The organism is Janthinobacterium saanense (assembly GCF_014200675.1).
Taxonomy (GTDB): domain Bacteria; phylum Pseudomonadota; class Gammaproteobacteria; order Burkholderiales; family Burkholderiaceae_D; genus Janthinobacterium.
Genome location: NZ_JACHCI010000009.1, coordinates 46,285 through 70,096, shown reverse-complemented (window position 1 = coordinate 70,096; position 23,812 = coordinate 46,285). Strand labels below are relative to the sequence as shown.

Sequence of the window (23,812 nt, the reverse complement as noted above, 5' to 3'; positions counted from 1 at the left end):
ATACGAATAGTGAATTTAAGTTGCTTTACGGGATACAAACTACAGTCTACCATCATAGCATCCGAATTTTTAGCGAGACCGCCATGTCACTGACCCAACAACAATGGATATACCGCCAGCAACCACTGGCCGCTATTACCGCCGAGCACTACGAACTGGTCGAACAGACGCTGGACACCAGCCTGGCGGCCAATGAAGTACTGATCGCATCGCGCTATTTCAGCGTCGACCCGTATATGCGCATAGGCCAATCGAGCAAGCCTACCTACGATACCGAAGCGCATCCGCTCGATACCGTGCAGGCGGGCGCCGTGGTGGCGCAGGTGCTGGCCTCGAACAGCCCCGCGTTTGCCGAGGGCGACTGGGTCAGCGCCTACACCGGCTGGCAGACGCACGCCAAGGTCAACGCCAGCATCCTGACGAAGATCGATCCGCAGCAGGCGCCCGTCACCACCGCGCTGGGCGTGCTGGGCATGCCGGGCCGCACGGCATGGTTCGGCCTGACCGAATCGGGCAAGCCGCATGCGGGCGAGGTGGTGGTGGTATCGGGCGCGGCCGGCGCCGTCGGTTCGCTGGTGGCGCAATTTGCCAAGCGCCACGGCGCGCGCGTGCTGGGCATCGCCGGCGGCGAGGCCAAGTGCGACTGGCTGCGCGACACATTAAAGCTGGACTGGGCCATCGATTACAAGGCGTTCAGTGACGCCGATACCCTGGGCGCGGAAATCAAGCGCCTGACGGGTGGCGTGGACGTGTACTTCGACAATGTGGGCGGCATGATCACGGACGCCATCATTCCATTGATCAACCGGCGCGCGCGCATCGTCATTTGCGGCCAGATCAGCCAGTACAGCGGCGGCCTGGAAACACCGGAACTGGGTCCCCGCTTGCTGCATCATCTGCTGTATCAGCGCGCCACCATCCAGGGCATGCTGGCACGCGATTATCTGCACCGCATGGATGAGATGCGCCGCATCGTGGCGCCGTGGGTCAAGGCGGGCGAAATCGTGTTCGAGGAAACCATCATCGAAGGCTTCGAACAATTGCCGAGCGCCCTCAATTCCCTGTTCGGCGGCGAACACCGCGGCAAACTGCTGGTAAAGGCATGAAGCGAGCCGTCTTGATGCTGGGCGGCGCACTGCTGTCGCTCAGTGCGCTGGCGGCCGAACCGGCCATGACTGGCATGGCCATGCCTGCCGGCAAGCAGCACATACCGACCTGGGGCACGCATGGCATGGCCATGTTTGGCGGCAAGAACGGGCTGACTGCCTCGCACTTGCCGATGGCCCATCCGCCGCATGATTACCAGGTCATCTTCACCTTCCACGTGGCCGACGCCCACATCGATGCGGCGCTGCGCCAGCGCCTAGAGGCGCACCCCACCTTGTGGACCATCGCGCCGGAAAAGTTTGCACTGGACCGGCTGGACCCGGCCTCGAAAAATCCCTTGCATCAGTTCAAGGCGGATGTGGTGCTCGGCCATTTCGAGCAGGATGGCAAGACCGAATACCATGAGGTCACCATCGTGGTCGACAAAATCGAGCTTTATTTAAAACTATAAAAATATATACGTATTTCGATATTTTAAAATAATAAAACCACAGGCGTGAACTGAGCATTGCATTATAAACAGCATTGCAAATTGGCGGGACTAGGAATACAGTATAAAAAGCATACCGCATTATCAGACCATGATGAATGCGCCGCCTGTATATGCATTACAAAATAGTCACCACCATTAAACACTCACGCCTGAAATCGAATGAAAACGAAAACCACCTTAGCTATTTTCTCTCTGATGTCCTTGCTGAGTTTTGGCGCGGCGTCGGCCAAAGACATGAACGCCACGACCACGGTTGGCAACCAGACGGCAGCCAGCCATCATGAAGAAGAAGCGCCAACCTACCTGAAAGCCGTGCGCCTGATCAACCTGCCCAATGGCGACTGCGCCTTTGAGTATGGCAAGCTGGAAACCAAGGTCCACATGCCAGCCACCAGCTTCTTCGCGCAAACCAAGGTCGACGCCTATGAAAAAGTGGCCCACCCGGCGCCACGCATGCAGTACGTCGTGACCCTGAAGGGCAAGCTGCAGTTCAAGGTCAGCAATGGCGACACCTTCATCATCGAACCTGGCACCATCCTGGTGGCAGAAGACGTGAAAGGCAAAGGCCACACCTGGGACTTGCTGGACGGCGACAAATGGGACCGTTTGTATATCCCGATTCCAGCCGGCGCGGATGACCATTTCATCGCCGACAAAAAATAAGATGCGCTGATTCGATTCAGCCTGTCATAGGTTCAAAGCCTGAAGTGAAAACTTCGGGCTTTTTTTATTCCCGAAACAAAAGCCGGATAATCACCATTATTTATAATGCCCATTCACAAAATTGCATAATCAGTTTTTTATTTTCGCGATTTTCGGATAATATCCATCCTGCTTATAAACCATATCCATCAGCATAATATGTCGAACTCCATTTCTACCGTGCCAAAGTCTTACCAGGGTATCTGGCGGCGCACCGGTATTTTCCGCAGCGATGGCAGAGTCGATTTGACGACCAGCGTCTGGTGGTTCCAGTCAGCGCTGTTCCACATCGATTTGCGCATACCGCAAGACCGCCCCCGCATCACTGCGCCTGCCGCACTGGCCAGCCTGCCGCCCGGGCAACTGGCACGCATCCAAGCCCAGACCGGCTTTGCCGGCATCACCGTGGTAGAAGCAGAGCGTTGCGAGTGGCGCCCGGAAATCGCCTTCCCTGCCATCAGCGACGAGATCGACGCCGGCCTGATGCGTTTCGATACGCCGGACAATCTGCATGAAAGCGGCATCGACGCCAGCTACCAGGAAGACTGGCTGCGCGCAGGCGCTGGCGCGATCCACGGGGCGCGGCTGGACAGCCTGGATGGCAGCGGCAAGATCGCCTACCTGATCATCAGCGGCGACCATGCGGCCTGGGCTTGCGGCGTCGCGGATGCGCAGTTTCCAGCCACCGCAGGCAACGAGTTTTCACTGCTGCGGCGCGCTCACGCCACCGCGCCCTGGCGCATCGTGACCTCGAATCATGGCTGGCTGGAATGTGGCGCAACGATGACTTTGCCAACGCTCAAGGACAGCCAGCCTGGCCAGCTGATCAGTGTGGATACTGAACGTTGGCGTATCGACAAAATCGGATAGTCACACGCATCATAAAAAAATACAGTGTCATTGCCACGTAACAAATGATTGTTATCTTGCCAGCTTCTTTAACCGAGCTGGATCGATCACATGACACGCAGAAAAACTTCCGTCGCTGCCTGCAGCGTCGCAATCACCTTGATGCTGGCCGCCTGCGGCAGCGACAATAAAGAAGTCGTGGTGGAAGCCCCACCGAAAAACGTCATCTTCTTCCTCGGCGATGGCATGGGCCTGACCACCATGACGGCGGCGCGCATTTACTCGGTGGGCGAAGAAGGTACACTGACCATGGACACCTTGCCGGAAACAGCCTTCGTCAAGACTTTCTCGAACGACGCGCAAGTGACCGACAGCGCGCCATCGATGGCCGCCTACATGACGGGCGTCAAGATGAACAATGAAGTGATCTCCATGTCGGCCAATACGCTCGCCATCGAGCCTGGCGTGGACGCCAACGGCAACAAGCTGGTCAACAAGTGCGGCACCGGCAACGGCACGCCAGCGACCACCTTGCTGGAACTGGCCAAGGCCAAAGGTTTTGCGGCAGGCGTGGTCAGCACGGCGCGCGTCACGCACGCCACGCCGGCCGCTACCTATTCGCATATCTGCCACCGCGACCTGGAAAACGATATCGCTGCAGCCCTGGTGCCGGGCGGCGCGGGCTATAACAGCGCCCTGGGCACGAGCGGCCTGGAAGTGGTGCTGGGCGGCGGTGCGCAATTCTTTACGCCATTCAAAAATGGCGGCAAACGCGCCGATGGCCGCGATCTGGTGGCCGAGCTGAAAGCCAAAAGCTACACCATCGCCAACACGGGCGCCGACTTCAAGGCCGTCGACGGCACGAAAACGGACCGTTTGTTCGGCACCTTCACTTCCAGCCACATGAGCTACGACCTGGACCGCGACGCCACCAAGGAACCTAGCCTGGCGGAAATGACCACCAAGGCGATGGACGTGCTGGCCAAGAACAAAAAGGGGTATTTCCTGATGGTCGAAGGCGGCCGCATCGACCATGCGCTGCATGAAACCACCGCCAAGAAAGCCCTGCAAGACACCGTGGCGTTCGACAACGCCATCAAGGCTGCCATCGACAAGGCCAAGCTGACCGACCCGACCCTGGCCAATACCCTGATCGTCGTCACGGCCGACCATGACCACACCCTGGTGCTGAACGGCTACGCCAAGCGCACGGGCAAGACCGCCGCCGGCAACCCTGGCGTGCTGGGCCTGGTGAAAAACTACGTGACCGGCGCGGTCGAAAAAGACCTCGACGGCGCGCCGTATTCCATCATCGGCTTCGGCAATGGTGAAAACCGCACGCAAGCGAGCCGCGCCACCATGGCTGGCCTCGATGAAACCGTCACCAGCGCCAATACCTACCACCAGGAAGCGGTGATCCGCGTCTCGGCCGGCAATGAAACCCACGGCGGCACCGACGTCTTCCTGGGCGCCATCGGCAAGGGTGCAGACACCTTCCTGGGCACCATCGACAACACCAAAGTATTCGGCCTGGTCAAGAGCGCCGGCGGTCTGTAATCCCCAAGATAAAGAATTGGACTAGCATATGAAACTCGCATTGAAACCCGCCCTGAAACCTGCCTTTAAGCTCTCTTTGCTGGCCACCCTGGTGACAGCCAGTGTTGCCAGCGCCTACGCCGCCGACGCCAAGAACGTCATCTTTTTTCTCGGCGACGGCATGGGCCCATCCGTCGTGACCGCTTCGCGCATCTACAAATACGGCGAAGATGGCAGCCTGAACATGGACAAGCTGGAACGCACGGCGCGCATCAAGACCTTTTCCAACGATGCGCAAACCACCGACAGCGCACCATCGATGGCCGCCTACATGACCGGCGTCAAGATGAACAATGAAGTCATCTCGATGTCGCAGGACACCATCGCCAAGGAACCCAGCCGCGACGTCAACGGCAATCTGGGCGTGGACAACTGCCCGGCCAGCGGCAATGGCAAATCCGTGCCGACCATTTTGGAACTGGCGAAAGCCAAGGGCAAGGCCGTCGGCGCCATCACCACCACGGAATTGACACACGCCACGCCAGCGACCACCTTCTCGCACATCTGCAACCGCAATGCGCAATACGCGATCGCCGCGCAAAGCGTGCCCGGCGGCGCAGGCTACAACGCCGCCCTGCTCGACGGCGTCGATGTGCTGATGGGTGGCGGGCGCAACCATTACACGCCATGGTCGGCCAGCAATAAATATGGCCGCGCCGATGGCCGCAACCTGTTGACGGAATTCGCCGCCAAGGGCTACAGCGTGGCCGCCACCAAGGCGGAAATGGCTGCTGCACCGAACAACAAAAAGTTTATCGGCCTGTATTCCACCCGCAGCCATTTGGAATATGAGCTGGACCGTACCGCCACGCCGCCGCTGGGCGAAGGCGCGAGCCAGCCTAGCCTGTCGGAAATGACCTTGAAAGCCATCGACCTGCTGTCGCAAAACAGCAATGGCTACTTCCTGATGGTCGAAGGCGGCCGTATCGACCACGCCTTGCACGGCATCAATGCCAAGCGCGCGCTGAGCGACACCATCGCCTTCGACGACGCCATCAAGGCCGCCATCGACAAGATCAAGCTGACCGACCCTACCCTGTCGAATACCTTGATCATCGTCACGGCCGACCATGACCACACGCTGGCATTCAACGGTTATGGCAAGCGCGGCAATCCTATTCTCGACATCAACCGCGACTACAAGTCCGGCCAGCCGAGCAAGGACGCCGATGGCAATACCTACACCACCCTGGTATTCGGCAATGGCCCGAACCGCCCCAACCTGCGCACCAACGTCGACAGCGCCACGGCACTGGCAGACAACTACCTGCAGGAAACCGGCGTGCGCCTGGCCAGCGAAACCCACGGCGGCGGCGACGTCAAGCTGCTGGCCACCGGCGCGGGTTCGAAAACCTTCAAGGGCACCCTGGACAACACCAAGGTATTCGACTTGCTGAAGGCAGCATTCGGCTTTTGAGCGGCATCAATAAGTAACTAGTCAGGGGCGGATGGCACGCAAGTGGCATCCGCCCCCTTGCACATGTAAAGGAAGACCATGAAAGCTACTTTGATCGCCATCGTGTTCGCGGCCGGCTTTGCCAGCGCAGTACACGCCACCCCTGCCGCCCCGGTGGATCTGGACCTGGGCATCCGCTATTACAACCGCGTGCTGACGCCGGAAGGCGTGACGCGCGAAAGCCGCTACGAAGAAAAGATGCTGCGCCGCCCCGGCCATGTATGGGTAGAACGCGTCTTGCCGGCCGCCCATGATGAACACAGCGGCAACAAGAAAGTGGCGCTGAAAAGCACGCAGCATGAACACAAGCATTTCAACCCGGTCGTGATACCGCGCCATGTGATGCTGGAAAAGAACATCGTCAAGGTCGAATACATCGATGCCCACGACAAGGTGGTGGTGGCGATCCCGAAAGCGGAATACGAGAACGTCAATTTCGACGGTTCCTGGGAAAACAGTTTTTATCTGCTGGACCCGAAACTGGTGGCCGCCATTCCGCTGTCGAAACAGGTCTCGAACGTGGCGGGCGCGCGCTGGCGCGAGGTGGAAAAGAATGGCGTGTTCCAGCGCGTGCTGTGGGATGAGCAAAAACAGATTCCGCTGATCATCGAAAGCGGCGACCGCGCCAACACTTTTTACCGCCGGGTCGACGTCAAGCTGCAGCCCACCTTGAGCCAGGCCCAGCCCTGGGCGAACCTGAAAAACTACGCCCAGCGCGAGTATTCGGATTACCTGGACTAAAAAAAAGCCAGGGCAACCGCCCTGGCTTTCTGTCCTGACTCGCTGGCGGATTACTCCGCCGCGACTGCCTTCTTGGCCGGCGCTTTTTTAACTGCCGGCTTTTTCACGGCCGTGGCCTTTTTCGCTGGCGCTTTCTTCGCGACCGCCTTCTTGGCCGGCGCCGCGCCTTCTTCGCCTTCCACCTCGGCAGCCGCCGCCTTGCCCTTGGCTGGCGTCTTGGCCTTGCGCTCTTCAAACTCGAAGCTCACCTTGCCATCCTTGCCGCGTACCAGGAACGCCTTGAAGGGACGGCGCGTGCGCTGCGAGATGAAACCAGGCAACAGATCGGTCTTGCCATCGTTGAGCAGTTTTGCCATTTGTTCCGGCAAGATTTCCTGCTGCAAGATGATACGGCCGCTGCGGAAGTCGCACGTCTTCGGCTTTGCCACGCTGTGTTCGCAAACATAGGCCAGGCCCATTTCATACACGCCAGCGGCGCACTTGGGACAAGGTCCCAGCGCTGTCTGGCCCGTGAAATCGACGCCTTCGCCATCTTCGCTTTCATCGTTTTGACCGAAATCAAATTCCAGCTTGAAGTTCTTGATTTCTTCATCGCGCACGATGCGCAGGATGGCGGCAAATGGACGGCCCATCTTCGAGCGGAAACCTTGCAGCGGGCCGATGGTGCGGTCCTTCAGCAATTGTTCCACTTCTTCGATTTCAAACTGGCGCGAACCGGGCGTCTTGCTCATCGAGAACTCGCACTTGGTGCAAGCGAAACGACGGTAGTTTTCCTTGACCACGCCGCCGCAATTCGGGCATGGCGTGTGCAGGGTGGCGTAATCGCCAGGAATGGTGTCGTTGTCGTATTCCTTGGCACGCTTGACGATGATTTGCGTCATTTGCGCGATTTCACGCATGAACTCGTCACGCGAAATCTTGCCCTTTTCCATCTGTGACAGCTTGTATTCCCACTCGCCTGTCAGCTCTGGCGCCGTCAATTCATTGACGCCCAGGCCTTTCAACAAGGTCATCAGCTGCGAAGCCTTGGCGGTTGGCATCAGCTCGCGGCCTTCGCGCAGCAGATAGCGTTCCGTCAGCAGCCCCTCGATGGTGGCGGCGCGCGTCGCTGGCGTGCCCAGGCCCTTGCCGGCCATCGCATCGCGCAACTCGTCGTCGTCGATCAGCTTGCCTGCGCCTTCCATGGCCGACAGCAAGGTTGCTTCCGTGTAGCGTGCAGGCGGCTTGGTCACCAGGCCGTTGGCGCTGACACTTTCCGTCTGCACTTTTTCGCCCTTGGCGACCGGCACCAGGTTACCGTTGCCATTGCTTTCCTTGTCGGCATCGGTCGATGCTTCCTTGCCATAAATGGCCAGCCAGCCCGGATTGGTCATGACCTTGCCTTCAGTCTTGAACTGATGGCCGGACACTTCCGTGTAGCGCGTGGTGACCTGGAATTCCGCAGGCGGGAAGAACACGGCCATGAAACGGCGCGTCACCAGGTCGTACAGCTTCTGTTCCGGCTCGGACAGGTTTTTTGGCGCAATGGTGGTCGGGATGATCGCAAAGTGATCCGAGATTTTGGTGTTGTCGAAGATGCGCTTGTTCGGCTTGACCCAGCCCTTGTCGATGATCTGCTTGGCGAACTGGTGGTAATTGCTGTTTTCCTTGACCGTTTCCAGCGCCTGCAGCACGGTCGGCATGTAGTCTTCCGGCAAATGGCGCGAATCGGTACGCGGGTAGGTCAGCACCTTGTGCTTTTCATACAGCGCCTGGGCCAGGCCCAGGGTATTTTTAGCGGAGAAACCGAAACGCGAGTTCGCTTCACGCTGCAGGCTGGTCAGGTCGAACAGGCCCGGCGCCATCGAGGTGGTCGGTTTCGACTCTTCCGTGACGATGCCCTGGCGGCCACGGCAGGCGGTGGCGATCGAGTCGGCAGCCGTCTTGCTCCACAGGCGCTCGGCGCGCTTCTCGGGATCGTTTTCGTCTTTCTTGAATTTGGTGTCGAGCCAGCGGCCTTCATAGATACCGGCTGCGCAGACGAATTCGGCGCGTACTTCCCAGAAGTCGCGCGCCACGAATTTCTTGATCTTGTCTTCGCGCTCGACCACGATCGACAGGGTCGGCGTCTGCACGCGGCCCACGGTGGTCAGGTAAAAGCCGCCCTCTTTCGAGTTGAAAGCCGTCATGGCGCGGGTACCGTTGATACCGATCAACCAGTCCGCTTCCGAACGGCAGCGGGCAGCGTCGGCCAGCGGCAGCATTTCTTCGTCGCTGCGCAGATTGGAGAAACCGTCGCGGATGGCGCCCGGCGTCATCGATTGCAGCCACAAACGCTTGACCGGTTGCTTGGCCTTGGCGTTTTGCGCGATCAGGCGGAAAATCAGCTCGCCTTCGCGCCCCGCATCGCAGGCATTAATCAGGGTGGTAACGTCTTTGCGCTTGATCAGCTTGTTTAATACTTTGAGGCGCGCTTCCGTCTTGGCGATCGGATTGAGCGCGAAATACGGTGGAATCATCGGCAAGTGCGCGAAACTCCATTTGCCGCGCTTCACGTCGAATTCTTCCGGTACGGCGATCTCCAGCAAGTGGCCAACCGCCGACGACAGGACGTAGTCATCCGATTCAAAGTACTCATCGTGCTTGGTAAAGCCGCCAAGCGTCTTCGCGATATCGTTCGCGACAGAAGGCTTCTCGGCGATGATGAGGGTTTTTGTCATATTTTTTAGTCTCGAAAAATGCTCTAGGATAGTTTCAGCATGCGCATCATACAGTGCATTGCCAGACGCTGACGCTTTTGTCTTTCGCTGGCATTGTGACTTATGGTCTTGTCAAGCGGCCAATGATAAGCGCGTATTGAAGAATTCGGCAAGTTATCTACAAGCAAGGATGCGCGGGAGCAAATGCCACGGCAAACCGGGTGGCATCTTGAGAGATCATTGCCGGCGTGCGCTAAAGTGTCCCGGGCAAGGCCTTGCAAGGCCGCCGAGGGCTAGTGTAGCAGGCGGGGAGGAAGGTCTTCGTCGTCGATAAACAAATCGTCAAACATCAGCGCATCCGGTTCCTTGCCCTGGCTCCACAACAGCATCAGCACGATCACTTTCAGCTTGCCCAGCGACACAGGCGCTTCATCGAGCGCCAGCGCGCGTTCGATGACGATTTCGCGCTGCAGCGGCGACAGTATCCTGGCGCTTTCAAGGAACTGGATGAAACCGACGGCAGCCGCACCCAGCACGTCACTTTCTTGCTGGACATAGAAACGCGTGCCCGTCGAACTGGCCGTCAGGATGTGCTCGACACCGGCCATGGCCGTCAGGTCGGTCAGCCAGACCAGGGCTTCGGAAATCTCCACGTCGTCAAAACCGACGGCCGACAGTTTGCGCGCCAGCGCGGCCGGCTCTGGGCAGGCATCGGGGCGGTAATAAGTCTCGTAGAGGTACACCAGGATATCGAACATGACTCTACTCTATCAGCTAAGTTCGCCACGGCACAAGAGTCCATCCCGACAAAGCGCAACCATGCGGCATGGCCGCCACACAAGTGGCAGACTGTCATTTACAACGCTGAAATAATCCACCAGGCAAACGTTCCACCAGGCCAGCCATTTCCAGCGCCAGCAACTCCGCCATCACGGCCCCCACGGCCATGCCGCTACGCCCGGCCAGGGTGTCGGCATCGTGCGGATCGTAGCCCAGCGCAGCCAGCACAGCACTTTGCGGCGCCGCATCGGGTGTGATCGCCAGGGCGTCCATGCCGCCCTGCCACTGTAGTTCCTGCAAGACATCTTCCACCGACTCGACCAGCTTGGCGCCCTGCTTGATCAAGGCATGGCAGCCCTTGGCCAGGGTCGAATGGATGGAACCGGGCAAGGCAAACACATCGCGCCCCTGCTCGCCCGCCAGGCGCGCCGTGATCAATGAACCGGACAGCGCCGCCGCCTCGATCACCAGCACGCCGCGCGCCAGGCCGCTGATCAGGCGATTGCGCCGAGGAAAGTTACTCGGCATCGCAGGCAAGCCCAGCGCATACTCGCTGACAACACAGCCTTGTTCGGCAATTCTTTGCGCCAGATCAAGGTTACGCTTCGGATAGACTAAATCCGCACCGGTGCCGATCACGGCCACCGTCGAACCCTGGCCGCGCAAGCCGCCTTCATGCGCCTGCGTATCGATGCCCAGCGCCAGGCCCGAGATAATGGTCAAGCCCGCCGCGCTCAGCGACTGGGCAAACGCGGCCGCGTTTTGCATGCCCTGCGCGCTGGCGTTGCGGCTGCCGATCATCGCGATGCCCGGGCGCGACAGCAGTGCGGCCCGGCCCCTGACATATAAGAGCAGCGGTGGATCGGCAATTTCCAGCAGCAGCGGCGGATAGGCGGCATCGGCCAGGGTCAGCACGGCGTTGCCGGGACGCTGCAACCACTGCAAGGTCAGTTCCAGCTGGCTATTGGCCACGCGCCGGGGCGGCTCGGCAATGGTGCGCGCCACGCTGGTCGACACCACCTCGCGCAGGGCTTCGAACGAAGCGGAAAAAATCTGCGGCGGAAAGCCGAAACGGGCCAGCAAGGCGCGCGCCGCGACCGGCCCCACGCCAGGCAGGTGCTGCAGCCGCAGCCAGGCCGCCAGGTCGTTGACCACTTGCTGCTTTTCCACCATTGTTTCTGCATGCATGACACGCTCGCTGGTTGATCAGGGTCTGCCCTGATCATGGTAGCGGGGCGGCGGACCAGCGATATCGAACGGCGCAAGAAGTCGCCTCGAACATGGCGCAAAAGGGCTGCCTGCCACAGCCGCATGGGTGTCTGTGATAAAATTTCGACTTGCGGCAGACGCATTACGGCGGACTGGCGAAGCAGGCTGCCACGCCCTTGCACCTTGCGCGCACTGCACTATCGTATCCAGGAAGTATCCAAGAACACTCAGCCTGCACAGCCGCGCCATCTTCCGCATGGCCCAGGCACAAACAACCGGGCGCAGCGGCGTCCACCTTAACCAATCGAATTCGTATGTCCATATTAAACATTTTGCGTTACCCCGATCCGCGCCTGCACACGGTCGCCAAGCCCGTTACGGCCTTCGATGAACGTCTGCACACCCTGGTCGCCGACATGGCAGAAACCATGTATGACGCCCCTGGCGTCGGCCTGGCCGCGTCGCAAGTGGACGTGCATGAGCAACTGCTGGTCATCGACGTGACGGAAACCAAAGACCAGCTGCAAGTATTCATCAACCCGGAAATCATCTGGGCCAGTGAAGAAAAGCAAGTCTACGACGAAGGCTGCTTGTCCGTGCCTGGCGTGTATGACGGCGTCGAGCGCCCATCGCGCATCAAGGTGCGTGCGCTGGACCAGCATGGCAAGCAGTTCGAACTGGAAGCCGATGGCTTGCTGGGCGTATGCATCCAGCATGAAATGGATCACTTGATGGGCAAGGTTTTCGTCGAATATCTGTCGCCGCTCAAGCGCAACCGCATCAAGACCAAGATGATCAAGGAAATCCGTGGCCTGGAACGCGAAGCTAGCCTGCGCGCCCAAAACCGTCGTTTCTAAGCAAGCTACACACGAACAGGAAGAATATGAAACTGATCTTCGCAGGCACGCCTGAATTCGCCGCTATTGCCCTGAAAGACTTGCACGAAGCCGGTTTCACCATTCCGCTGGTGCTGACCCAGCCCGACCGCCCTGCCGGACGCGGCATGCAGATGCACGCCTCGGCCGTCAAGCAATACGCACTGGAACACGGCATCGACGTGCTGCAGCCGCTGTCCCTGCGCATGGACAGCAAGGACCCGCAGCGCGCCGCCGAAGCCAAAGCGGCCCACGAGCGCCTGCTGGCCACCGATTACGATGTGATGGTGGTGGCTGCCTATGGCTTGATCTTGCCGCGCAGCACACTCGATATCCGTCCCTGCATCAATATCCACGGCTCCCTGCTGCCGCGCTGGCGCGGCGCCGCACCGATTCACCGCGCCATCGAGGCGGGCGACGATGAAACGGGTGTGACCATCATGCAGATGGAAGAAGGACTCGATACGGGCCCCATGCTGGCGATCGAGCGCACACCCATCGAGGCGGGCGACTCCACCGCCACCCTGCATGACAAGCTGGCCGTGCTGGGCGGCAAGATGATCGTCGACACCTTGCGCAAGATGCAACACGGGCCTTTGGCCCCCGTGCCGCAGCCGGAAGCGGGCGTCACCTACGCAGCAAAAATCGCCAAGGAAGAAGCGGCGCTGGACTTCAGCCTGCCCGCGCTGGAACTGGGCCTGAAAATCCGCGCCTTCAATCCCTTCCCCGGTGCCAGTGGCCAGGTCGATGGCGTCACCGTCAAGATCTGGGCTGCCGAGGTACTGGAAGCGGACAGCAAGCAGGAGCCCGGCCAGGTGCTGGCGGCCGACGCCCAGCACGGCATCGTGGTTGCCTGCGGTAACGGTTCACTGCGCCTGACCCAATTGCAAAAACCGGGCGGCAAGCGCCTGCCTGCTGCCGAGTTCATCAAGGGCTTCCCGCTCGAAGGCAAGCGTTTCGCCTGACTTGCAACAGTCCCTAGCATGAAAAAAGGGCTTGCCGCGGCAAGCCCTTTTCTTTGTCCATCAACAATGCTCAGCGACGCTGTACCTTCATCAAACGACCGCCTACCGATGACGACAGGCTAATCTCGAAGCGGCCGCCAGCTGGCAGGGCGCTGACGTCGACACTGGCCGTGCCGCCCGTCAAGCCGCTGGCAACGACGTGCTTGCGGCCATCGGCGCCCACGTACAGCACGGCCGCGTATGGCTCCGTTTGCGCATCCCAGCTCAAAGCCAGCTTGCCATCGCTTTGCGTGGTATCAAACGTCACGGCGCTGGTCGTCGCCACTGCCTGGTTGCGGCGGGCTGGTTTGTCCAGCTTGGCCAGGGGCTTGCCTTGCGAAAGTATTTCCACATCCTGGATATCGCCAGGATTGGCCAGGGTAACGCGGAAATGGCTGACATTGCCGCGATGGTCGGCCAATTGCATGCTATCGAATGGCACGTCGATAGTTTTACCGGACGCCGTCAGCACGCGCAGCGTATAAGCAGCATTCGCACCGGCAAGCTGCAAGCCGGCCGTGGTGGATGCTTCAGCAGGACGCAGTTGCACGCCGGCTGGCGTGATGCGGCCGGAAATGGTCAGATAACCATATTCGGGCGGCACGGTGCTGGCGCCGATCTGCACGCTACGCCCAAGCAGGGTGGTGCGTTTTTCCAGGAATTGCTGGATGCGCGTATAGCTATAGTCCGAGAACCAGGCGCCGCTGCAATAGCTCATCACGTCTTTCATTTGCTTGCTGGTATTGCCGCTGGTGTAAGCAGCCTGGCTCAGCTGGCCAATGGTGCCCGCATAATTGCTGCTGTAGAGTGGTTGCGGCCCCAGGTCGCCGTTGTTGTACGGATAATCGGTCACGGGATTGGCTGGCGAGCCGCAGTTGACATGGTACAAGCCATGGTTGTGGCCCAGCTCATGCACCATGGTGGCCAGCCATTGCGGCCAAGCATTGCCAAATGGATCGATCGACGCCGTGCCCTGGAAGCTGGCGTCCAGGCCCAGTGCGGAAGGATTGGCGCCGCCCGTCGAGCGGTCGCTGATATACGCCAGGCCGGCGGTGCGGCTGGCCGACAGCTTCGATACGAAACCAAAGTAGAAGGCCGTATTGTTTTCGTTGGCGCGGGCCGATTCCAGGGCTGGCAAGGCGATATTGGTCCACCAGCTATCGACGCTGCTGCTGCCGGCAATCGCCAGCGGCGCGCGGGTGCTGATCGTAATATTTTCCGCCGCATAAGGATAGACCAGGGTCAGCGCCGTGCGGATCAGATTGGCGTCAGGCACTTGCGAAATGCCATCGTCAGTGCTCAAGGGCACCAGCACCAGATTGATTTTTGCCGCGCTCGAGATGGCTGGCGTGGCTTGCTGGCTCACTTGCGTGCCATCGTTGCCCACCGCCGTCACCCTGACTTGCAAGCCTGGCGCGATCCAGCTTGCCGGCAAGACAGCACTGAAATTGCCATTGAAGCTGTAGGTATTGAGTGCCGTTGGCAAAGTCGCCGGGCCGCTCATGGGGATGCTGCCCAGATTGGCGCCAGTGGCCGACGTCGCGTTCAAGGTCACTGCCGGGCTGCTGCGGCCCGTTTGCGTGCCCAGCACGGACACGCGCACGGCAGCCGCCTTGCCACGCGTCAGGTGCAAGGACGAGTCGCTGGCGTTAAAGTCCAGCACCTGGGCAAAGTCGATGCTGCCCAGGGTAAATGCCGAGACCGTGCCAGCATTGACGTCGAGACGCGAAGGGGCCGACAACAGCACATTGCCGGTCGCCGTGGCAGGCACGCTCAACACCAGCTGGCTGGCGCTGGCGCTGACGATAGTCGCCTGGGTCGCGCCGACGGAGGCCGTGCTCACCTGGTCAAGATTGCTGCCCAATACAGTCACCGACATCGTCGCGCCGCTGATGGCCGTCGTGATCGAGGTCACCGACACATTAGGCAACACGGTATAGCTGTCATTGGTAATGACATCGTTATACGGGCCACGCACCGTCAATGGACCCGTTGCCGCGCCCACCGGCACTACGAAAACCACGCTGTTCGCGCCCTGGCTTTGCAAGCTGGCAGCCGTGCCATTGCTGAACAGCACCGCCGTGACGGCGCCCATGCCATTGCCGCTCAAGCTGACGCTGGAACCGGCGCCACCGCTCGCTGGCGCAATACTGCTCACCGTCAGCGGCACATACACGGTCACGTTATAGCTGGTGGCGGCCGTGCCGCTGGTGCTGACAAGGCTGATTACGCCAGATACCGGCACGCCAGGCATCACCAGGGTAACGCTGGTATCGCTGACACTGCTGGTCGAAACGGTCACGCCGGCGATCTGGAAAGCCGTCACCTGGCTCAGATTCGTGCCGGTCAGGACCAGATTACCGCCGACAGCGACATTGCTCGCCGACACAGCTGTCACGGCAGGCTTGATGGCCGGACTGTTCGAGCTGGTTGCCACCACGGTGTCGCCACCGCCCCCACCGCCGCCGCCGCATGCGGACAGGCCCAGCATGACGAACAGACAAACTAGCAGACGGTATTTCATTGCTGCCCCCTGACTACGCTTGGCAGCTGGCCAGGCAAGAAACATGAGAAATGTGACATATTGGTGACTTTTGGTGAGAATTAGAATTCAGAAAGCCATTATTATCCGCGAGTTCGATTCCGAAATACAACTATCAGTGCTTTTGGTTCAATGAATTTTGATAATGAGTTACATGAATCAAGAAACAATGTTTATTTAAAACATGCCCCGCCTCACTCTGCATTGCAGTAAATCAAGCTGCGTTTTTTTGCCGGTGCGGCGACAAAAATAAATTACGTCAAACAGGAGAATGTGGGAGATTTTCCACACAGCAAATTCATAAGGTTGCTGTATCCGCCAAGGAAAGAAATGAAATAATTAACATTTCAAGAAAGGCACTATTAAAGTGGTAGTCAGTAGTCAGGACGGGAGGCGTTGAAAGTAAAACAATGGAAATCTGGCGCGCCGTGTAGCATGGCAACATCAGAAGGAGCAGCTATCCGCCGGCGCAGAGGGCAACCAGGAAACCAAAGCAGCCTGATGCCGTATAATTTTAGACCCGGTGAATGCAGGCTTGCCACCTCTTGCCAGCCTACCCGGCCGGCACTCTTCGTCAGTTGATCCTACTGATCTGCAAGGCCTCACCGCCGCGCCACACCGCCCGTTGCCTATTGAAAGCTTGAAATGAACGATACCGTGATCCCTGCCCTGTCCCGTACCGAAGCGACCTTGCGTGCCATCATGGCGCGCCGGATCATGATCCTCGACGGCGCGATGGGCACGATCATTCAGCAATACAAGCTGGACGAAGCAGCCTACCGCGGTGGCCCGCAAGGCCGCTTCATCGATTTCGCCGCGCCGGCCGACAGCGGCGCGCGCGAACTGTTCGTCAAGGGCAACAACGAGCTGCTGACCCTGACCCAGCCGCACATCATCCAGGAAATCCACGAACGCTATCTGGCGGCCGGCGCCGACCTGATTGAAACGAATACCTTCGGCGCCACCACGATCGCCCAGGACGATTACCATATGGCCCACCTGGCCTATGAAATGAACGTGGCGGCGGCCAGACTGGCGCGCGCGGCCTGCGATAAATATTCCACGCCGGACAAGCCGCGCTTCGTCGCTGGCGCCCTGGGCCCCACGCCGAAGACAGCCTCGATCTCGCCCGACGTCAACGACCCTGCCGCGCGCAATATCACTTTCGACCAGCTGGTGGCGTCTTACCTGGAACAGACGCGCGGCCTGGTGGAAGGCGGCGCCGATGTCTTGCTGGTGGAAACCATTTTCGATACGCTCAATTGCAAGGCGGCCCTGTTCGCCATCGACCTGTACTACGAGCAAAACCCGGCGGTGGTGCGCCTGCCCTTGATGATTTCCGGCACGGTGACCGATGCCTCGGGCCGTATCTTGTCAGGCCAGACCGTGCCCGCCTTCTGGAATTCCGTGCGCCACGCCAAACCGCTGACCATCGGCCTGAACTGCGCGCTGGGCGCGGCCCTGATGCGTCCGTATGCAGAAGAGCTGTCGAAGATCGCCGATACCTTCGTCTGCATCTATCCGAACGCGGGCTTGCCCAACCCCATGAGCGACACGGGTTTTGACGAGTTGCCAGCCGACACGTCCGCCCTGCTGCGTGAATTCGCCGACGCGGGCTTTTTGAACATGGCCGGCGGCTGCTGCGGCACCACGCCCGAGCACATCGCAGCCATTGGCGAATTGCTGTCCAAAATCACCCCGCGCAGCGTGCCGGCCCCATCGCACGACTTGCGCCTGGCCGGCCTGGAACCGTTCGTCGTCAACGACGAGTCCTTGTTCGTCAACGTGGGCGAGCGCACCAACGTCACGGGCTCGAAAGCGTTTGCGCGCATGATTTTGAACGAGCAATACGACGAGGCGCTGTCCGTGGCGCGCCAGCAGGTGGAAAACGGCGCGCAGGTGATCGACATCAATATGGACGAGGCCATGCTCGATTCGCTGGCCGCCATGACGCGCTTTTTGAACCTGATCGCGTCCGAACCCGACATTTCGCGCGTGCCCATCATGGTCGACTCGTCGAAATGGTCAGTGATCGAGGCAGGATTGAAATGCGTGCAGGGCAAGGCCATCGTCAACTCGATTTCCATGAAGGAAGGCGAAGCGGAATTCTTGCGCCAGGCCAAGCTGTGCCGCCGCTATGGCGCGGCCGTGATCGTCATGGCGTTCGATGAAAAAGGGCAAGCCGACACCTTCGAGCGCAAGATCGAAATTTGCGCGCGCGCATATCACTTGCTGATAGCTGCGCTGGATTTCCCGCCGGAAGACATCATTTTCGATCCGAACATCTTTGCCGTGGCCACCGGCATCGAAGAGCACAACAATTACGCGGTGGATTTCATCAACGCCACGCGCTGGATCAAGGACAACCTGCCGCACGCGAAGATCTCGGGCGGCGTGTCGAACGTGTCCTTCAGTTTCCGCGGCAACGATCCAGCCCGCGAAGCCATCCATACGGTCTTCCTCTACCACGCCATCAAGGCTGGCATGACCATGGGCATCGTCAACGCGGGCATGGTGGGTGTGTATGACAACCTCGATCCGGAACTGCGCGAGCGCGTGGAAGACGTGGTGCTGAACCGCCGCGAAGACTCGACCGAACGCATGATCGAGTTTGCCGGCACCCTGAAAGCGGGCGGCAAGGCCGAGGCGCAAACCCTGGCCTGGCGCGAAGGCACGGTGCAAGCGCGTTTGTCGCACGCGCTGGTGCATGGCATCACGCAATTTATCGTCGAAGATACGGAAGAAGCACGCCAGGAATTGCTGCACAATGGCGGCCGCCCGATCCACGTGATCGAGGGACCGCTGATGGCCGGCATGGATGTGGTCGGTGATCTGTTTGGCCAGGGCAAGATGTTCCTGCCGCAAGTGGTGAAATCGGCGCGCGTGATGAAACAGGCCGTGGCCCACCTGATACCGTTTATCGAAGAAGAAAAACTGCTGGAAGAAAAGCGCACCGGCATCGTCGCCAAGCCCAAGGGCAAGATCATCATGGCGACCGTGAAGGGCGACGTGCATGATATCGGCAAGAACATCGTCACCGTAGTTCTGCAATGCAATAACTTCGAAGTGGTGAACATGGGCGTGATGGTGCCGTGCTCGGAAATCCTGGCCCGCGCCAAGGTGGAAAACGCCGACATCATTGGTCTGTCTGGCCTGATCACGCCGTCGCTGGAAGAAATGGCGTATGTCGCCAAGGAAATGCAGCGCGACGAACATTTCCGCATGCTCAAAATTCCCCTGCTGATCGGCGGCGCCACCACCAGCCGTGCCCACACGGCCGTCAAGATTGCCCATAACTACGAAGGCCCCGTGATCTACGTACCGGACGCCTCGCGTTCCGTTTCCGTGGCGCAATCCTTGCTGACGCCGGAACAGCGCGACAAATACGTGGAAGACATCGAAATCGATTACGCGCGCATCCGCGAACAACACGCCAACAAGAAGGCGCTGCCCATCCTGCCACTGGCGCAGGCGCGCGCCAACCGCATGATCGTGCCGTTCGACGGCGCCAGCACGCCCGTGAAACCCAAGTTCATCGGCCGGCGCCTGTTCAAGAATGTGGATCTGGCCACCCTGGCCCACTATATCGACTGGGGTCCGTTCTTCCAGACCTGGGACCTGGCTGGCCCCTTCCCCGCCATCCTGACCGATGAAGTGGTGGGCGACGCGGCCAGCAAGGTGTATGCGGAAGGCCAGGCCTTGCTGAAAAAACTCATCGACGGCCGCTGGCTGACGGCCAATGGCGTGGTGTCATTGCTGCCCGCCAATACCGTCAACGATGACGATATCGAAGTCTATACGGACGACACGCGCACCACCGTGGCGTTCACCTACTACGGCATGCGCCAGCAAGGCGTGAAACCCATCGTCGATGGCGTGCAGCGGCCGAATCAGTGCCTGGCCGACTTTATCGCACCGAAAGATTCCGGCGTGAAAGATTACATCGGCATGTTTGCCGTCACATCCGGCCTGGGCATCGAGAAATATGAAAAGCGCTTCGAAGATGCGCACGACGATTACTCGTCCATCATGTTGAAATCGCTGGCCGACCGCCTGGCCGAAGCGTTCGCCGAATACCTGCACGAACGCGTGCGCAAGGACTTGTGGGGCTACGCGCCTGAGGAGCACCTGAGCAACGACGACATGATCGGCGAGAAATATGTCGGCATCCGCCCTGCCCCCGGCTACCCTGCCTGCCCCGAGCACACCGTCAAACGGGAAATGTTCGACGTCATGCAAGCCGGGGAAATCGGCATGCTGCTGACCGAGTCCTACGCCATGTTCCCGGGCGCGGCCGTGTCCGGCTTTTACTTTGCCCACCCGGAATCGAAATACTTCGTGGTCGGCAAGATCGGCATGGACCAGGTGCAAGACATGGCAACCCGCCGTGGCGCCAGCATCGACGATGTCGAACGCTGGCTGGCGCCGAACTTATCCTGATCTTTGTGGCCAGCGGCGCGTGGAACTTTCCGCGCGCCGCAGACACTAACGCAGTATGCCGGTCGGCATGCCGCACGCCCACTCCGGCACGTTTCCTCAACGTCAAGGAGTTACCATGGCAAACAATTTCACATTCAAACGCTGGCAGGATCAAGTCATCCTGTTGCTGGGCCTGTGGCTGATCGTGTCGCCATGGGCATTTTCCTATCCTGACGGTTCGGCGCAAATGCTCAACGCCATCATTTCGGGCCTGGTGATCGCCTTGCTGGCCGCCTTCGATTTGTACAAGACTTACTTCTGGGCCGTCGTCGTCAACCTGCTGGTGGGCGTCTGGGTCGCCGCCTCGCCCTGGATATTAAGGCTGGCCGATCAGCGCGTGATGCTGTGGAACGAGCTGATCGTTGGCATCGCCGTCGTCATCCTGGCCCTGTGGGAACTGCGCACCGACCCCGAACTGCACAAGCACTGGCCCGGCGCTGCCGCATAATAAAAAGCCCCGCTACGGCTATGCCGTGCGGGGCTTCAAAAAATGCATATTACGAACGCCACAGCACCTGACATAAGCGTAGCGAGCGGAAGGAAGAGGTGGCTAAGAAGCGCAGCCGTACATAAGTACGGCGAGCATCGCAGGCCGCCTATACCGACGCGCAGTAGCTTAGGTCAGGCGCCCTCAGAGAGCATATCTGACGACGTTATCGCTCCATTCGTAGGCAGCCATTTCCAGTTCGACCAGGTCGTCCGGCGACATCGCCAGGTCACGCAGGGTCGGCACGATTTCGCCTTCCAGGTCTTCGATGCGCTCGATGCATTCGGCCAGGCGCAGCAGGTCGCCGTAGAAACCGCTGCGCGACAGCAAGGCTTCGCTCACTTCCTCTATCACTTCGATCTGCGAGAGGATTTCCGACATCGGCACGCCGAACAGGGTATCCATCAGGGACATGATGCCGACCGTAAAGGCGATGTCGGCCGAGTGCGCGTGATTGGGGCGCAGTTTATGGGCCAGCAATTCCAGCAAACGGCCACGCGTGGTGGCCAGCATCAGCAGCGGCGTCATGCTGTGGCCGCGCTTGCTTGGCTCGGCATACAGCATGATTTGCAGCCAGCGCTGCAGCTGGCGGCGGCCCAGCACGGTCACGGCCTGGCTCAGCGAATCGATGCGCTGGCGCGCGCCCACGGCAGGTGTATTGACCAGGCGCAACAGGTTCAGTGCCAGCGAAACGTCGCGCTTGATGGCGCGCTCGATATCCATATTGTCGGCGTCCGACGTGACCAGGGTCATCAATTCCATCACGGCCAGTTGCGAAGGCGACAGTTTCTTACCGGTAATGATGGCCGGCTTGGCGAAATAATAGCCCTGGAAGTAATCGAAGCCCAGGTCCAGGCCCGTCTTGAATTCTTCGCGCGTCTCGACTTTTTCAGCCACCAGCTTTTTGTGCTCCTGCTTGAAGCGGGGCGCCAGGCTGGCCAGCACGGCCGGATCGACGGTGCTCATGTCCATCTTCACGTAGTCCACCAGCGGCAGCAATTGCTGCACTTGCGAGGTATCGGAGACGACATTTTCCAGCGCGAAGGTGTAACCATGTCCCACCAGTTCGCTGATGCGCGTGCGCAATTCTGGCGTGACCTTCATCGATTCGACGATTTCCAGCACCACTTTTTCGCGCGGCAGGAAAACAAAGATATCGCTCATGATCACATCGGCATCGACATTCACGAAGCCGAGCGCGTCGCCGATGACTTTTTCCATGCCCAGTTGCGAGGCATGGGCGATCACGGCAGCCGTGGCGGACAGGTCGCTGGTGATATTGGCAGGGCCGACGGGGGCGTTGCGGAATAGCAACTCATAGCCGAACAGGGCCTGGTTACGGTCCAGTATCGGTTGGCGGCCCAAATAAAACTCGCGTACGCGCAAGGGTTTGGGGGAAATATCGTTGCTGGAAATATCGATCATTAATTCTTCATCAATCACGTCGAGTGACGCCGGCCTTGCCCTCTGCGCCCGCATCTAGGTTCAATATTGACAATACTTTACCCGAATTTTTTTGTTTCAGATGTATTTTGGCAGCAATTGCTACTATTGTCGTCAACAAATTATGCGGATCACCGTTGCTGTACTGCGCCATCGACAAATAACTTCAATTCGCCCGGCGCAAACGCCGTCCATGACTCATTGGTGGTCAAAGGCTGGGTAACAATGACGGCGACCCGGTCTTGTGGCGTGGTGACCTGGGAAAAGTCCACGCTCAAATCATTGTCAGATAGTTTAGCAGTGGGGAAGGGATGCTGTCGCACCAGATAGTGCAAGCTGGTGGAGCAATGGGCAAACAAGGCGTCGCCGCTGGACAGCATCATATTGAAAGTGCCGTGGGCGGCAATGCCGGGCAGCAGCTCGGCCAGCGCTGCGTGCAGCTGCGGCAGGCCGGGTGGGGCGTCGCCAAAGCGCGCATGCAGCTCTTGCAGCAGATAGCAGAAGGCCCGTTCGCTATCGGTGCAGCCGACGGGGCGGTAGCTGCCCGTCAGCACGGGATTAAAATCCTTCAGGTCGCCATTATGGGCAAACACCCAGTAGCGGCCCCACAGTTCGCGCACGAAGGGGTGGCAATTTTCCAGCGCCACCTGGCCTTGGGTGGCCTTGCGGATATGCGCGATGACATTGCGTGACTTGATCGGGTAGCGTTTGATCAGTTCGGCCACGGGCGAGCTTATCGCTGCCTGGTGGTCGACAAAATGGCGCACGCCAGCGCCTTCGAAAAAGGCGATGCCCCAGCCGTCATGGTGGGTATCGGTCTGGCCGCCACGCATGGCGAAGCCGGTAAAACTAAACACAATGTCAGTAGGGACATTGCAATTCATTGCGAGAAGTTGGCACATGGTCGGTCTGCAGCGAGGTAACCCAGCCACCATACCATGCCGGCTTGCCAATTGGTATGGTGGCTATCGCCATCAATGCAGCAAAACAGGCTGGCTCATCAGGGAATCATAGCTGCCCAGGAATTCATCGATCTCTTCCATGCTGGGCTCGCTGGCGATCAGTTCCGTGACATCGCGGCGAAAGTTTTGCGCCAGCACGCCGGCGATAAAGGTTTCACGCTTGCCGCCCTTGTCGACGATTTCATAACCGCCAAAACGCAAGGCTTCAAGGTCACGGTCGGCGCCGAATTCGACGACGCTATATTGCTCGCTGTTATAGATCAGGTTCATTTTGCGTCCTTCGCTCAAGCAGGAGAAGCTCCTGCGGTTTCAGAACTGAGGTGGGGTCCACACGCGCCATTTCAAGCGTCACACCCAACTCTGCGGGTCATCTTTGTAACGAGATGCAAGAACGATCAAAGTAATGAGC

The 23,812-nt window shown here is 59.4% G+C and carries 18 protein-coding genes; 11 read left to right on the top strand and 7 right to left on the bottom strand.

Annotated features, from left to right (window positions below):
* Positions 1-83: 83 nt before the first annotated feature.
* The 7 genes from HDE72_RS13990 to HDE72_RS13960 all read left to right on the top strand — a co-directional run bounded on the left by HDE72_RS13990 (position 84) and on the right by HDE72_RS13960 (position 6,944).
* On the top strand, positions 84-1,106 hold the full coding sequence (locus HDE72_RS13990; protein ID WP_183741841.1) for an NADP-dependent oxidoreductase: 1,023 nt from the start codon (positions 84-86) through the stop codon (positions 1,104-1,106).
* Positions 1,103-1,558, top strand: a complete 456-nt coding sequence (locus tag HDE72_RS13985; RefSeq protein WP_183741839.1) for a hypothetical protein — start codon at positions 1,103-1,105, stop codon at positions 1,556-1,558. Before HDE72_RS13990 ends, HDE72_RS13985 begins: the two co-directional genes overlap by 4 nt.
* A gap of 201 nt (positions 1,559-1,759) precedes the next feature.
* The gene (locus HDE72_RS13980) at positions 1,760-2,263 is read left to right on the top strand and encodes a cupin domain-containing protein (RefSeq protein ID WP_221291273.1); all 504 of its coding nucleotides are present in this window, start codon (positions 1,760-1,762) and stop codon (positions 2,261-2,263) included.
* A gap of 198 nt (positions 2,264-2,461) precedes the next feature.
* A complete protein-coding gene (locus tag HDE72_RS13975) occupies positions 2,462-3,172 on the top strand; it encodes a hypothetical protein (RefSeq protein ID WP_183741837.1) in 711 nt (236 codons plus the stop codon).
* 90 nt (positions 3,173-3,262) lie between these two features.
* Positions 3,263-4,708: an alkaline phosphatase gene (locus HDE72_RS13970; RefSeq protein WP_183741835.1), complete on the top strand. Its 1,446-nt coding sequence runs from the start codon at positions 3,263-3,265 to the stop codon at positions 4,706-4,708.
* Between the two features lie 28 nt (positions 4,709-4,736).
* Positions 4,737-6,164, top strand: coding sequence for an alkaline phosphatase (locus HDE72_RS13965; RefSeq protein ID WP_183741833.1), 1,428 nt, complete (start codon positions 4,737-4,739; stop codon positions 6,162-6,164).
* A 78-nt stretch (positions 6,165-6,242) separates the two neighbouring features.
* Complete coding sequence (locus tag HDE72_RS13960; protein ID WP_183741831.1) at positions 6,243-6,944, top strand: hypothetical protein; 702 nt, start codon at positions 6,243-6,245, stop codon at positions 6,942-6,944.
* 50 nt (positions 6,945-6,994) lie between these two features.
* Here the strand turns inward: HDE72_RS13960 and HDE72_RS13955 are convergent, their stop codons facing one another.
* From HDE72_RS13955 to dprA, 3 genes are all read right to left on the bottom strand, one after another.
* Complete coding sequence (locus HDE72_RS13955; RefSeq protein ID WP_183741829.1) at positions 6,995-9,643, bottom strand: DNA topoisomerase III; 2,649 nt, start codon at positions 9,641-9,643, stop codon at positions 6,995-6,997.
* A 272-nt stretch (positions 9,644-9,915) separates the two neighbouring features.
* On the bottom strand, positions 9,916-10,380 hold the full coding sequence (locus tag HDE72_RS13950; protein ID WP_183741827.1) for a Smg family protein: 465 nt from the start codon (positions 10,378-10,380) through the stop codon (positions 9,916-9,918).
* Positions 10,381-10,474: 94 nt separating this feature from the next.
* On the bottom strand, positions 10,475-11,590 hold the full coding sequence (dprA, locus tag HDE72_RS13945; protein WP_260176688.1) for a DNA-processing protein DprA: 1,116 nt from the start codon (positions 11,588-11,590) through the stop codon (positions 10,475-10,477).
* Between the two features lie 335 nt (positions 11,591-11,925).
* Between dprA and def the strand changes: the two genes are divergently transcribed.
* A complete protein-coding gene (gene def / locus HDE72_RS13940) occupies positions 11,926-12,468 on the top strand; it encodes a peptide deformylase (RefSeq protein WP_183741825.1) in 543 nt (180 codons plus the stop codon).
* A gap of 26 nt (positions 12,469-12,494) precedes the next feature.
* Positions 12,495-13,451 carry a methionyl-tRNA formyltransferase gene (gene fmt, locus HDE72_RS13935; protein WP_183741823.1) on the top strand — a complete coding sequence of 319 codons (957 nt, stop codon included), beginning with the start codon at positions 12,495-12,497 and terminating at the stop codon, positions 13,449-13,451.
* A 70-nt stretch (positions 13,452-13,521) separates the two neighbouring features.
* Here the strand turns inward: fmt and HDE72_RS13930 are convergent, their stop codons facing one another.
* Positions 13,522-16,014 (bottom strand): hypothetical protein, encoded by a 2,493-nt coding sequence (locus HDE72_RS13930; protein ID WP_183741821.1) that lies wholly within the window; start codon positions 16,012-16,014, stop codon positions 13,522-13,524.
* Between the two features lie 663 nt (positions 16,015-16,677).
* Here HDE72_RS13930 and metH point away from each other — a divergent pair.
* The gene (gene metH / locus HDE72_RS13925; protein ID WP_183741819.1) at positions 16,678-20,472 is read left to right on the top strand and encodes a methionine synthase; all 3,795 of its coding nucleotides are present in this window, start codon (positions 16,678-16,680) and stop codon (positions 20,470-20,472) included.
* Positions 20,473-20,587: 115 nt separating this feature from the next.
* The gene (locus tag HDE72_RS13920) at positions 20,588-20,959 is read left to right on the top strand and encodes an SPW repeat protein (RefSeq protein WP_183741811.1); all 372 of its coding nucleotides are present in this window, start codon (positions 20,588-20,590) and stop codon (positions 20,957-20,959) included.
* Positions 20,960-21,142: 183 nt separating this feature from the next.
* Here HDE72_RS13920 and HDE72_RS13915 read toward each other — a convergent pair whose 3' ends face one another.
* The 3 genes from HDE72_RS13915 to HDE72_RS13905 form a co-directional block, all read right to left on the bottom strand.
* Complete coding sequence (locus tag HDE72_RS13915) at positions 21,143-22,423, bottom strand: EAL and HDOD domain-containing protein (protein WP_183741809.1); 1,281 nt, start codon at positions 22,421-22,423, stop codon at positions 21,143-21,145.
* Between the two features lie 149 nt (positions 22,424-22,572).
* Positions 22,573-23,343 carry a class II glutamine amidotransferase gene (locus tag HDE72_RS13910; protein ID WP_183741807.1) on the bottom strand — a complete coding sequence of 257 codons (771 nt, stop codon included), beginning with the start codon at positions 23,341-23,343 and terminating at the stop codon, positions 22,573-22,575.
* 72 nt (positions 23,344-23,415) lie between these two features.
* The gene (locus tag HDE72_RS13905) at positions 23,416-23,673 is read right to left on the bottom strand and encodes a BTH_I0359 family protein (protein ID WP_071325424.1); all 258 of its coding nucleotides are present in this window, start codon (positions 23,671-23,673) and stop codon (positions 23,416-23,418) included.
* Positions 23,674-23,812: the final 139 nt, after the last annotated feature.